This is a genomic window from Nostoc sp. JL33 (assembly GCF_017114985.1).
GTDB lineage: Bacteria > Cyanobacteriota > Cyanobacteriia > Cyanobacteriales > Nostocaceae > Nostoc.
Window position 1 is genome coordinate 16524 of record NZ_JABXKP010000049.1, and the last position, 14036, is coordinate 30559.

General features: G+C 43.0%; 9 protein-coding genes. 1 reads left to right on the forward strand and 8 read right to left on the reverse strand.

The window, feature by feature from the left end; translation table 11 throughout:
- Positions 1–50: 50 nt before the first annotated feature.
- Positions 51–1313: a glycoside hydrolase family 10-like protein gene (locus tag HWQ23_RS12730; RefSeq protein WP_292828671.1), complete on the forward strand. Its 1263-nt coding sequence runs from the start codon at positions 51–53 to the stop codon at positions 1311–1313.
- Positions 1314–1398: 85 nt separating this feature from the next.
- Here the strand turns inward: HWQ23_RS12730 and HWQ23_RS12735 are convergent, their stop codons facing one another.
- From HWQ23_RS12735 to HWQ23_RS12770, 8 genes are all read right to left on the reverse strand, one after another.
- Positions 1399–1590, reverse strand: coding sequence for a DUF6887 family protein (locus HWQ23_RS12735; protein WP_292828674.1), 192 nt, complete (start codon positions 1588–1590; stop codon positions 1399–1401).
- On the reverse strand, positions 1587–1763 hold the full coding sequence (locus HWQ23_RS12740) for a DUF6888 family protein (RefSeq protein ID WP_292828677.1): 177 nt from the start codon (positions 1761–1763) through the stop codon (positions 1587–1589). The genes HWQ23_RS12735 and HWQ23_RS12740 overlap by 4 nt, the downstream gene beginning before the upstream one ends.
- 5 nt (positions 1764–1768) lie before the next feature.
- Positions 1769–3250, reverse strand: a complete 1482-nt coding sequence (locus HWQ23_RS12745; RefSeq protein ID WP_292828680.1) for a site-2 protease family protein — start codon at positions 3248–3250, stop codon at positions 1769–1771.
- A gap of 482 nt (positions 3251–3732) precedes the next feature.
- Positions 3733–4755: a spore photoproduct lyase family protein gene (locus tag HWQ23_RS12750; protein WP_292829036.1), complete on the reverse strand. Its 1023-nt coding sequence runs from the start codon at positions 4753–4755 to the stop codon at positions 3733–3735.
- Positions 4756–4858: 103 nt separating this feature from the next.
- Positions 4859–5215 (reverse strand): hypothetical protein, encoded by a 357-nt coding sequence (locus tag HWQ23_RS12755; RefSeq protein ID WP_094345345.1) that lies wholly within the window; start codon positions 5213–5215, stop codon positions 4859–4861.
- Between the two features lie 543 nt (positions 5216–5758).
- Positions 5759–8893 (reverse strand): RNaseH domain-containing protein, encoded by a 3135-nt coding sequence (locus HWQ23_RS12760; RefSeq protein ID WP_292828684.1) that lies wholly within the window; start codon positions 8891–8893, stop codon positions 5759–5761.
- Positions 8894–8895: 2 nt separating this feature from the next.
- A complete protein-coding gene (locus HWQ23_RS12765; protein WP_292828687.1) occupies positions 8896–12309 on the reverse strand; it encodes a pPIWI_RE_Z domain-containing protein in 3414 nt (1137 codons plus the stop codon).
- A gap of 211 nt (positions 12310–12520) precedes the next feature.
- A complete protein-coding gene (locus HWQ23_RS12770) occupies positions 12521–14023 on the reverse strand; it encodes a restriction endonuclease-related protein (protein ID WP_292828690.1) in 1503 nt (500 codons plus the stop codon).
- Positions 14024–14036 lie beyond the last annotated feature (13 nt).

Sequence of the window (14036 nt, forward strand, 5' to 3'; positions counted from 1 at the left end):
CGATCGCTATTCATGCTGATTGTTCATAATTTGATTATGTCTGTAGCCAAATGATAAAAAGGTTTGTAAAGTGGTGTGTTGAGTTTGCTTCTTGGTGGAATATTCGCCAAACCAGAAAGTCTCTTTTGTTTGCCGTTATCGTTACCTTGAGTGTGGTTGCTACGGTGATGCTATCATTTCCATTGAACGCTCAAATTAATTTGCCGCCAACGCCAGCATCTGAGTTAAGGGGAGTATGGTTAACAAATATTGATAGTGATGTTTTATTTGAGCGCGATCGCCTCAAGGGATCTTTGCAACGCCTTGACGAACTCAATTTTAACACGATATATCCGGCGGTTTGGAATTGGGGATATACATTGTATCCTAGCAAAGTTGCAGCCAAAGTTATCGGGCGATCGCTTGATCCCACACCCGGACTAAAAGGACGAGATATCCTCAAAGAAATTGTCGATGTGGGGCATCAAAAAGGGTTAACAGTGATTCCCTGGTTTGAATTTGGCTTCATGGCACCAGCAGATTCTCTATTAGCTAAAAATCGCCCTCAATGGCTCACCAATCGCAGCGATGGAACTCGGATTCTCAAAGAAGGCAAACATAATCGCGTTTGGCTAAATCCCTTTCGCCCAGAAGTACAACAGTTCATCCAAGATTTAATCGTTGAAATTGTCAGAAACTACAATATTGATGGTATTCAATTTGATGACCATTTTGGCTTACCATCAGAATTAGGTTACGATGCCTATACAGTGGCACTTTACAAAAAAGAACACCGTGGTCAAGCTCCCTCCAAAAACTTTCAAGATCCAGAATGGGTGAGATGGAGAGCTAACAAAATTACTGAGTTTATGAAACGGGTATTTAAAAGCATCAAAGCCACTAAAAAAGATTGCTTGGTTTCCGTTGCTCCGAATCCTCAACGTTTTTCCTACGACTTCTTTTTAGCAGACTGGCAAAAGTGGGAACGGCTGGGAATCATTGAAGACTTAGTTTTGCAGATATATCGGGATGACTTGAATGTTTTTATCAGCGAATTAGAGTATCCAGAAGTGAAAGCAGCCAAGAGCCATATTCCAGTGAGTGTGGGCATTATGGCTGGGTTGAAAAATAAATCTGTACCAATCCAACAGATTCAGACACAAGTGCAAAAAGTCCGCGATCGCAATTTTGCGGGAGTCTCCTTCTTTTTCTATGAAACCCTCTGGAACATGAGCAAAGAAAAGCCCCAAGAGCGTCAAGCTGGCTTCCAGAAAATTTTCGCCACACCAACAACTTACCCGAATTTGCTAGGAGGTTGGAAACCGTTCAGTTAATTTTCCTAGCAATCTGTCGGTGAACACATCGCTTAATTTTAAGTGATGCTTCACCGACAATCCCTTAAAAATCTGTCATGGGCTTTTAACTAGCTTGCTGTCCAAACCGTCTCTGTAAATCAGCCTCCGCTTCCTCAATTGTCATCGGAACCTGTTTTGGAGATTGGGCGCGTCTTCTGTCGATGTAAATATGGAATGCTTCATCGTCGTTACGATGCTCCAAAATATAAGCTTTTAGCTGCTCTAAAGGCATTTGTTGAAAGTTAGGTTTTGTCATAACCAAAGAATTTCTCCAGTTGGTGTTACCTCAGCTTCGATTGAATTATTCGCCAAGATATAAATATTTCTGGTGCGCTCGTCCAATCTTACAAGGTCTATTCGTTTATAAACCCTGGTAAGTTGGGCGCACACCCGAATTGCGGATATTGCTTGTTTAGGTGTTGGCTCCATAAACACTATCCAATTCCCAAACGCCCAGCCAAACCGGGAGTCAGTGGTAGAAGTGTGGTAATCATCAAGAATAGAGCCAAAAGCCCCAAAGCGGCTCTAGCATCATCGGGTTCAGTGACTTCATTCAAGCTGGGGCGTTCTTGATCGCGTTGCAAAAAGAAAATCACGATCGCCCAGTACATGGCAAGAGTATTACCGAGAGACACTAGCGCTAGTAAAATTAAAGTTGCGATCGTTGCCCGTCCTGCGGTTTTGCGTCCATAAATCGCCTGGACAATGCGCCCACCATCTAGTTGTCCTGCGGGCATCAAGTTCAAAGCGTTGATAACTAACCCCAACCAACCAATTACCACTAAGGGATGAACACTTACCAGGGATGACTGCAACGCCGAACCAAGGACAACTCGCGCCAAACTTCCCACCAAAATCGACCCTTGGAAAAACTGATTTGGCAATTGAAATAAACTACCAGGGTGGGAAAGCAGCAAGCCCGTCACCAGCATTAACAAAGAAACAATACCACCTGCGGCTGGCCCTGCCAAGGCGATATCAAATAATACCTTGCGGTTGGGCAACAGAGACTCAAAGCGGGTAATTGCACCAAAGGAGCCAATTTGCACAGCAGGTAGAAAGAAAGGCCAGCTGAGGCGAACTTGGTGACGCTGGGCAAGTAACCAATGACCAATTTCGTGAGCTACTAAAATTGTAAATATCCCAGCGCCTATGGGTAAAGCTTCTTGATACCGCCCTGGATTGCCAAAGAAATCAAAATTCAGCAATAAGCCCGCAGCTTCTAAACTTGTGGCAATAGTTGCTACCAATAGCACACCTGCAAAAGCTTTTTGCGATAACAACATCGGGCGGGGATCATTGCGGCTGGGTAGGACAATTACCACTGGTCTGCCCTCTGTATTTTCCACTAAAAACAAGCGATATTGATCACCAAGGCGTTGGCGTAAACTTGCAGTTAGACGGTTGTGAGTCTCTTCTGGTTCTCCCCGCAAATTGCCTTTGAAAATGGCTCCATCTTGGTAGGCGATCGTTTCTGTGGCAAAAAATGTATCGATACCGAAAATACCTTTAATTGCATTTAAGTCCTCTTCCGGTAGTGGTGGAATCTCCGGTTTCAGTTCTGCGACTGCTACTTGTGAGGAATTTGCTTTAAGTGAGGAATCAGCAGCGAGTCTTTCTGTGGCGCGTTGCTTGAGGATGGCATCTTGCCCAGCTGCGCGTAACTGTCTGCCCAAGAAGGCATACAATCCGGCGGAAGTTACCACTAAGAACAATATACCCGCTATGTTGATGTAAATCCCTGCGGCAAACAATCCAAAAAACAGCAGCCAGGGAGTCATCAACACCACCGACTGTAACCAGGCTAAGATTCCCAGCTTACCAAAAGGTCTGGCGCGATAAAAGCCCCAGCCCAAAATGCCTAAAGCTACCAGTAGGATTGCCGCCAGGATAGAAGTTTCTGATAAAGTAAACATCTCCAAACCTTTGCTATTGAGACTAAGCCAGAACAAGTCCGGTATTGCAGATACACTTATTAATGTATAACGCCGCTTGCAATCTGCCCAAATTATCCAGCTTTGTGTGGGCTAGCAAAAACCAGGCGAGGGGTAAAAAAGTTCGTAGTCAGGACTTTAGTCCTAGATTTTTAAGCACTAAAGTGCTTACTACAAACCTATCAAAATTTTTGGGACAGGCCACTAGTACCGCAAGGCGGAAGTCACGCATTCACGCATTCAAAAGTATTATGGAATGGTCTTTTTAGAGATTTTAAATGGTTGCTCTATTTCCGCCGTGGCGTACTAGGTTTTAAAAAGTAATTCTTTTGTAGGGTGTGTTACGGCTTTAGCCTAAGGCACCAGCTTTTGAGCAACCTGAAAAGAGAGCGATCGCATCTATATCAATCGCTCTCTCGCTCAATAATTAATTTGCTCAAACTCTATATGAACGAAGTAGTCTTCTAAGTCCAATAAAGAATTTCAGCGTTTGGAAAGCGTCTAGTAATCTCACTCTCAAAAAAGCAACGCAACGCCTTCATTGTGTCGCGATCGTAAACATACTTCGTCCCACCAAACTTATTACGCTTGACGCTGCGTTTTGCCTCATCCATCTCTAATTTGGATTGCGGATACCAAGTTTGTAAGACTTCTTTTGACCCAGGTGTGAACCGATGCGAGATTAACTCAAAGGTAAGGTTACAGTCAAAATCCAGTGCTTGGTTTATCTGGTCAAACAAACAACTATAATGCATCCGCCAATCGTCTATCGGCATAATTGGCGCAATCACCAAGCCTACTGGATAACCGCCACCGCCACGCTCTTGTGGTAACGCCAACCGTCGCAATGCATTAAGTCTGGATGCTACGGATGCTGTGCCACCTTCAAACTTACCAGAAATCGGTGCGGCATTAACACTCATCCGACAGCGAGTATGCCCATTGTGTGGTAAGTCGAGTAATCCATCCACAGCATCGAACTTTGATACCCAACGTAGATGTGCATTGGTACGAGTGCCAAAGTAACGGATACATTCGGCAAGACTTCCAGTTAAATGCTCAATACCCAATGGGTCAGTATAACAGCTAACTTCAAAAGTCGTGGTTTTCCCCTCTTGCTCGTAGTTAGCTAAATTCTCTAATATCTGCGGTAAGTTGGCAAAAGTGCGGATGACAGGTGGCCCCGACAAGCTACCAGCTAAGTAGCAGTATTGACAGTGAGCCGGACAACCTTCGGCAATGTGAAACTGCCAATCCGCAGAAGGTGGGATGGGACTCAGTTTAAAAGAACTGGGTGGTGCAGTAACCACCGCTAAGGTACGCTTGGCGATGTTGTAGGTATCCCGCTCAGACTCACCGCGCAGTCCCTTCAGGCGGTTCTGTGATAGTTCTTCTATTGGTAAGTTGAGTGACTGCACACGCGTAAGAATCTGCTGCCCCCAATCCTCATCTAGGGCAGCAGGTGTAAACAGTACCCGCTCAGGTATCCACAACCTTGGTGATCTTGTTTGTGTATCTGATACTGAAACTTGGTCTGTAATTGTATTCAGCAATATCCTTCTCCGTTATTTAGTTTGCTGATTTTTGGAATTAATTTTCCAGGACTTGCTTAATTCGTCGCTCTAACAAATCAAGATCCAAACTGCCTTCATCACGGTTAATTCGACGCACAGTCGAATTAACATTACCTAAATTAACCAATAAATCTTGAAGAATTTCTTGCTGCTGACGGGCTTGAGTAACCTCGCGTGGTTCCTGTACTAAATCACGCACGATGGTATCTTCAGCGCGAGAGGCGATAATTGGATCACTTTGCCCTTGAATGTGAACAAAGGTTCGTCGTCCTGGGCCTCGCTCCTCTTCTATTGGTATAACTGCTGTTACTTGGTCAGAACGCACATATTTGCCAAATCCCAAATGGACTAACTCTGATGAGAGTATTTTCATATAATTGAAGCGTTATCTTTAACTCTTACTTATATTATAAAGTCTAGAAAAGTGACTTGAAGCCATAGACCATACGGGTTATACCCAATTCAAAGTAGTAGTTTCCTTTCCCAATTGCTGCTTGATATCTTTATGTCAATCACACTGTTCCTACCAGCTTTTAGGCTTGTTCTGGGGTTTCACCAAGCTCAATAAACTCAAGTTTTAGGTTCGAGTCTTAACCTTGGCTTGTTAGGTACAGCATTTCATTAATTTGTAGCGAATTAAATTTGGTAATACCTTGCAATGCCAATGCGTCCCTTTGCAATGCTAATACCAATTCAATTAATGATTGCAACACATCCTTGGGTAAAGACGCGATGAATCGCGTCTCTACAAATGGTCTATTTGTCGCATTCTTTTTTCCAATTGGTATAATACATCGGCCGCATTGTTAATGCGTGCCCTTGCAATGCCAATGCGTCGGGATGCATTCTAACAGTCATCTTTGTGCGAGTTTGATTGTAAATAAATTAGTAGCCTCTTTCTACACTGGCAGCATATTTAATCTTGCTCTAATTCTATGTCCTCATCTGCGATCGCAAAATCACTGATGTAGTCCCGTACAACACGCTCAAAAAATAGGGGAGCAGGCAAACCTGTCCAATCGCTATAGTGACCAAAGCCATAGCGCAGTGACTCCACAAGGGCAGCTAGATCATCAGGATTATCTTCTGGTTGTCTCAAGGTAACAACAATCTCAAGTGGATTGGGAGTAGGCCAGCGACCGACAAAAGGAGATTTTGTAGAGAGTTGACTTACCTTTAACCCAGTTTGTTTTGCTAGGGTGTAGGTTGAGCGATAGCAACTTTGCCCACGAGACTTTCTTTGCGGTAATTCACGCGCCACAGATAGATAAGCTACACATCCAGTTTGGTTAGTCGCGCTGAGTCGAAATAACCCAGTCGAACTAGAAGCTGAAGGGATTTTCAGCGTAGGCGGTAGTTTGTTTAGTTCTTCTTTAGTTCTGGTATCTTCTAAAGAAGTCTCTATTAAATGTCTGGCTTTTTTCTCAATAATTCCGGGGGCGAGTTCTTGACGAATACGAATTAGACGTGCGCCTTGCCATTCATCCTGCATATTCTCAAACTGCTGGCCAAGGTTAATTTGATTAGCATTAATTCTACTATCAGCAAGCCAATCCCACAGTTGGACGCAGTTGGAAGAATCAATCATAACCAATGGTTGCATCCCATCTTCCACAGAGTTAGAAATAATCTGTTTTACAAAGTCCATGAATCGAGTTTTAGACACATTACGCTTATCAGCCAGTTTGATTGGAGTAAGTTGGGCAATAAAAGCTAGTGCATCAGAAAAGCTAAACCACCGGCTGATTACTAAATTTCCTTTCTCGTAAGCACAGCAAAGCTCACATTTTCCTGTATCTACGTTGAGGCGCATTACCACTGCTAAGAATGTATTCTCAATAGCACCACGAGCGCGACCCCTTTGTTTACGGACGATTGTGAACCCTAAAATTTCTTTTGGTCTAGCTTCTGGTGGGATATTTTGCAAGTACTTGTCAACCTTTTCTTTTACACCATCAATCCGACCAGAATGAGCAGAGAACAAATCTTTAAGAGCCGACTGCATCCGATGGAAGAAATCTGCAAGTTTGAGATGCTTTGTTTTACGTGTCTTTGCAATGGGTAGAAGAAACTGCACACCACTACCAACCTTTGCAAGTGCTTGGCGTGTTGAAGGTTTATTAACTTTATCGTCAGGTTTAACAGTGTTTTTACCATTAGGATCTGGGTAAAACTGCCGTGCCATTATCAAGGAGAAAGTTGGCTTATTGGGGTCTTCAATTTGTTGTGCAGTGGAATCCCATGCTTTAATTCGCTGGCGCGATCGCTCCTTATTTTTCAACTCTTTTCCAGGTAAAACCTCTCGTATCCCGTGGGTATTTGCTGGCAAGCGGTTAATAAGAATTTCGAGTGTGTTTCCCCACAAAACTTTAGTAATTTTCTGCAATAGCTTTGCTTCTGTCTCCAAATCAGCTTCATAAAATATAAACAGTCTCGGTTGCTCATTAGGATATAGTCGCTGCATCGCTGCTTGGTTTGCCTGAATGATAGTTTGGAGATCATTCGTTTGATTCGGCGTAAATCTATTAAATTCAATAGCTTTTCTTCCCCACTCAATCTCTTCTAAAGGAATGTCAAAGTGTTTGCGTAGCAAGTTATTGATTTGACTTTCGTCGAGTTGATCGAGGTATTTCGCGGTAAACTCCAAGTTGGTATTTGTTTCAAGAGCTTCCAAAACACCACCAAGCAGTGTAGGAAGATTAATCATGCGCGATGCTGTATCATCTAGTTTGTGCTTGGATGGTACTTTTGTGTAACCATCAAATATGTTGATTCCTAATGGGTTAAGAATTTTAGCGATCGCCTCAAACGCATCTAATTTATCAATCTCTGGTACACCTGTTTCAATACCGTATTTTCCTGAACTATCTTCGTCTTCTTCTGAATTATCTTGAAGTCCATTACGGTAAGTCAGAACTACCTCACAGCTATCAGTAGAGGCTTTGCCCAAAGCGATTTGTTGCCCATCAAAAGATTCCAGAGGCAGTTTCAATTCTCTCCGCAGGATTTCAAAATCTGTATCTGTCACCCAACGCAAATTATTATTATCTTGTTCGTTATTTTTATCTTTTTTGCATTTTACTTGATAGGTAAAAGCGCGATCGGGATAGTCTTGAGAAAATATGAAACCGCTAATATTCCTCCGGTCATATTTAGGATATTTTAACTGAGTGAACCAGCGACGTTTGGAAACTTCAACTTTCAACAAAGGTTGATGCAAAGATGGATAAGTCACAACTTCCAAGCTCACCACAAAACTGAATTTCCCTTTTGTGCCAGGTAAGGCGATCGGATCGGTAATCAATTCTAAAATCCCAGAATTGCTGGAAATAATCCGTTTTATCGGCCCTAACTCTGGAAAAATCTCTTGTCCAGCAATTTGACGAGCTACGTAATCTACTATCGCACGATAGGCATATTTATCTGTGGGATCTTTTGGCTGAGTTGTACCTGTCTGTTTAGACCAATTCCAAGGGAATACTTGAGATTTAAATGGAGAAATTTTCAGAAGTTCTCTTCTTTCCTGCAAATCTTGCAAGCGGTCAATAATACCCGTTGATATGTCTTCTTTTATTACATAAGGTCTGAGATGATTTGTAAACCAGTCGTTAATAATTGGGCGAAGCATTTGATTGATATCTTTTTCATTACCACCATTTAGGTAAACAAAAGGTTCTGGATCGCTTCCCCTTTTAGCATTATTCAATGCAAACTTCGTAAGACCTATGTCTGGTTCAATTCGTGCCGCATCTTTTAAGACTACTTCGAGAAAACCTCGCAATGAGGCATAGGGGATATTTTTGACGTTAGTTCCTTGTAGAATATCGGCAAAACATAGCAAGCCTGCTTTTGTCCAAGTAAGAGTAGAACCCTCTATTATAATTGGACGCAGATCGTCTGGCACAGTTAAGGCTAAAGGAAATTGTTTGATTGGTTTGATTTGACCTTGCTGAATATAAAAGGTATCTGAAACTAAATTATCATCAGTTTCTTCTTCTTCTTCAAATAAATCTTCTTCCAATTCCATGTCATTATCAAAATAGTCGCTCATTTTTACATCTCCAATAGTGTTGAAAAATCATTAAAGCCGTCTTCTTCATCCGTCAAATCTTGTAAATTAGCTAATTCATCAGCGTAAATTACTCCTTTAATACGTTGTAAGGGTGCTAGAAATGCGCCGTAAAGTTCTTGATAAATTTCCCGAATTACAGGATCGGGATGGTTGACACATTCTTCTAAAATGATTCGCATCTGCACCAGCATACTATCTCGCCCAGAGTCGGGTTTATCTTCTGCTGAATTTTTAGCCCAAGCTGCATCCACAAAGTAAACTGATACCGGGCATCCATTCCGCATCCCGCGCCCAATTGTTTGTAAAATCGCAACCATTTGATTAGCTGTAAACGATTTGAAAAGTTCAGGGCCTAAACGGCTAGCCATTAAGGGTTCACGTAATAATCTATTGGCAGTTTTCCAAAGGTCTTTTCTTGATTGCTGCCAAGAAGTTGCGATCGCATTTAAATCTTCTGTTTCACTAAAAACTCGACTATCAAATTCTTGTGTCGCCCGTCCTGCCAAGCTGTACAACAGCCGCATATCATCTTTGGTAGGATGAGGACGAGTCAGGAAGTAAATCGAGCCAATTGCCGCATCTAGTTTTCTGTCTCCTTTGGTGAAAACGATGTTCACACCTCGATTAATTGCCAACATGGGAAAAATTAAAATATCACAGTTTTCATCGTCTCCTAATGCCTCACACTGAGCAGAGGTGATAAAATCCTGCGGTTGTTCTCCATCTCTGAGGGATTTAACAATTGCCTTTGTATGCCGCCCAACTTCAGGATGATAGTCATTAATATACTTTTTGATTGTGCGAGCCTGTTCATAACTATTGACAACTAAAGCGGCTTTGCGACGAATACCAAACTTGACATCAAAATGACGCATGGACTTGTAAATTTCAGATTTAGTAATTCCTCCGCGCACAAGGGCATTCACCATCCGCTCAAGATTACGTTTTTGAAGGTCGCCAGCACCGCTATATTTAAGGGGTTCATCACCACGTTCACTATCTGGAAACCATTTGAAACGATAAACGCTCTGCTCTGCTTTATTTTCTGACTGACGCGGTTTTAGTAAATAATGCGGGCCAGCGTTAATGTGGTAGGCGGGACTAGCTTCTAAAAATGAAGTTGCTGAAGTAATTAAAACGGCTGGGCTGGGATGTCCATCATCTGCGTCTAACAACCGATGAAAGCGATGCATTAACATTCGAGGTGCGCCAACAAATGTAATGTAGGATAATTGCACATTTTTGGCGGCGGTACGTGTTGTTTGTGCTTTGAAAAAACTGTATTGCACTCCAGAAAATGAACCTAAAATGCTTTCTGGAATAAATTTTCGCAGTTCTGGTGATGCAGTTGACTCCCCAATGGTTTCACGAATGAATCCCTCTGCAACCATCGTTCTAGTTCCTGGTACAATTCGCTGGTAGCCCAAAATTACGAAAGTAACAGTCACAAGTAATTTAGCTAAATCTTCTGCTTCTATTGTTGGTAAATGATCTGGAAAACAAAGCTTGAGAAATAATTTAGCAATTTCTTCAACGATCGCATCACGTCGCTTAATCAGATTTTCAGCCAGGTAACGGCGGAAATGACTAATGAGAGTTTTCCATTGCTTTTCAAGGGTTTCACGGTTATAGCCTAAAATCCGAGGCCACAAATCTGCTTTAAAGTCTTGAGGGTTTTCAACACCTGTGCGATCGTAAAAGGCGTTATATGCTGCGGCTTCCCAAAATTCAGTCAGCGCCCGACTTTTACTAAAGCCTAGTTTGGCTTCTTGTTCATCAAGGTCATTCTGCTGAGAGGATTTCTTTAAAGTATTCAATAGTTCGCTAACAATCCGTAATACAGTCAATAATTGATTTTCGTAGCGTTCTCCCACCCGCGACTTAGACATATTCTGAAGGGTGGTAATTAAGGAAGTATTATGGTTGCCAAATTCTGACAAGTCACGACTGTAAAGTTCTACATCCCGATCGAATAATCGATAATTCTCACCACGAGCAAAGCGGTTATGGATTTGTTCTAGAATTACTCGATGAATCGATCGCTCTGAGCCGGAAATACTTAAAGTTGCTGCCCCATAATCATCTAACACTGATTGCACCATGTCGCCTTCGTCGAAAACAACTACGTCAAAGGTACGGGCAATTAATTCAAAATATCGTACTTGTTCCTGAATCGCGTGAGGTGATATTTGAGTATCGAGCGATCGCACATGACCAACCCAAATATTAGCATCCAATAAATCTCGCGGTGCTTTGTTTCGACCGCACATTGTCCATAAGGGACACAGGCATTTCTTCATCTTTCCCTGTTTCCCCCCGCCTTGCAATATCTCGTTGCAAGGTGCGTAACCAAAGCCCCACATAGACATATCGGCAATTGAAAAAGCTGGTAGGACGCAGTTCATCCCAAAAACTTCTGCCTGTTCCAAGGTGTAAGCAAAGCCACCATTACCTCGTGTTGCGATCGCTTCAGCAATATTATCTGCATGGCCACGACGAGTTTCATCGCCTTGACCTACCAGCATTCCCACCTTAACTTGATGAAATGCCAACTCAGCCATGTACTGTCTAGCAACTTCTATGGAGGGAAACACAAACATGGCTTTATAGTCATGTAGTCCCAGCCAGATCGCTATCAATACAAGAATGGTTGTTTTACCTGACCCTGGCAAACCAATTAAGTGCTTGATGTCTTCTAATTCCAACACATCATCTTCTTTCTGCAGACCTTTTCCAGCCTCCGATACCATGAGGTCAAAGCGTTTAAAACGCTCTGCCCAATTACCAGGTCGTCGCTCAGGATATTGCTTTTCACGATCATCCATCTCAATAGCTAGATCGCGCAGTTCACTTAGGGGAATGCGAATTTTTCCTCTTGGTTGACGGTTGAGGGAATGTGTGCGACGTGCAGCAATCGGGGCGGTAATTGGAGCGATCGGCATCCTTACTGCTGTTGACTCTTCACCTAACGCAACCGCCATTTGCTGACGAGGATCGGCAAATGTAAAACTATAAGAGTCGTATGGCAGAGGGGTACTAAGAATTTGACGCGCTTGTGTAATTAAAGAATCTTCTAAAGGGTCTGTTCTTTTAAAGTCAAGTGTTTCAATATCAATCTCATACGTCCCTTTAGTGTGGTTGCAGTAATGATGATTGTTATAGAGAGCAATTGCGTGTTTAACTGATTGCTGTGTAACAAAAGTCAGCGACATCTGGCGCATATTGAAAATGGCTTGACGGGCAGGCTCTAATGCAGGTGCATTTAAAATGCTTGCCATGCCTGACATCACTAGTGGCGCGTATTCCAGTGAATCAGTATTAATAAACTCCTTCATCAAGACGCAAAACCAGCAAATTCGGTCTGCACCTTTCCAAAAATTAGGTTTGGTTCGCATAAGGCATCTTCTTTAGAGGATGTTTTAAAAGTAGTTTGCTGTGATTTTAGGCACTTATTGATCCCCCCTAGCCCACGCCACTTGCTCAACTTGGGGAGACCCCAAGACCGCAGTGGCTCCCCTTAAAAAGGGGGGAACCGGAATCAAAGTCCCCCAATTTATCGGGGGATTTAGGGGGATCTAAAACGTTTTGTTACCGAGAAGAGGACTTTTAAAACATCTTCTTTAAAAAATCAATTACAGAGGAAACCGACATAATTTCTAAAGTGGCGGGATCGCCCTTTTTATCGAGTGTTGAAATGAGGGTAGAAATGTAGCTTGGGTTGTCCTCAATTAAGCGATCGCTCACAGCAAGAATGCGGCGGCGATAGTGAATCAGCCCGCCAATACTGCGATTGAGACGCAAAGCCAGAGTCACCGGACTTGTGTAAGACTTGGCATCAATTCCAATTGCCCGTTCGTTAATTGCCACATCGCATAAATCCGACTCTGGGTAAAGTTCAGCATTGAGCTTATTTTGTCGGGCTGTATCAAAAATGGCTAATTCGTCAATTGCTGGGCCTGTCCAGTAGGTAAGAATTCGTGGCTCGGCAATTCGTAAAATGTCTTTGGGATCTAGTTTTTCTGATACTTTTGGCGAGTTGTGGCCAATGCACTGGCGAATTGGACACCGCCCTTGTGAAAAAAGTTTTTTGTTGGGATGCGATCGCATCAATGTTCCACAGTGGGCGCAACGGTGTGCTAGTCCATCAACTAGCCAGATATCTGGCACTAAGTCGAAGAATTTCTCAACGATCATTCCCTGTAAAGGGGTTAAGTCATTTTCAACCAAGTAGTCTAATAGTTGGCGTTCTCCGATTAAAGAGTATCTGCCAAACAACTCCCGTAGTGCGGTGTAAGCTTTGTGTTGGCGACGACCGCCTAATCGTTCAGTTGCTTGGCATAAGTCAGTATATAACCGATGCTCAATCACATTATCTTCTCCAAAACCCCCGCTCAGATTGGCAATCTCTGCACAGTCTGAGGTAGGTACTCGTAAATCTGGATCGATTAAGGTAACGCTAGAAAAGCGAAAGTCTGATTGGCTAAAAACCCCTAACTGCCAGCGATCGCCACCAAGAGAGTATCGAGCGTTATCCAAAACAGTATGCACGCAAGCAGCGCGATCGCTTAATCCTTCTTCAATATATAGACGACCCAATTTGCACATTGCTTGATAGAGTTCTGGTGGCAGCATACTATCGTCTTGGCGCACAATTTCTCGACCTGGAAGAACCCGGTCATATTGCCGAAGAATTCCCTGAGCAAGTAACCTCACAGCATCTTCAGCCAAATCCATCGCTGGGCGATGTCCTGTAGGTAAAGGCAAAGAAGTTGCTGAAATTGCAGGTAGCCATGTAGGATCTTGACCTTGAGCCTCTGCAATAATTTGCCTCTCTAAAGTATCTTCACCAAAGGAAGGCAAAACTTGAGCGATCGCTGCAAGTGTCCAACCTTTCTTCAATAGGAGAGCAGTTGCCAAACCCTCCAAAATTTGTCGAAATCCAAATTCTTGCCCTTTAGGTTGTGATAAAAGTTGTTTCGCTCTCCACGACCGAACGGTACGCAGCGCAGGTGGTTCTATAGACAGTTCAAGCTGTTTAATCTGCCGTTTTAACTCCTTTGTCAGAGCCTCCGCAGTTCCCTGCCACTGACGCACGTCCTCAAAGTACATAACTGTAATCGGA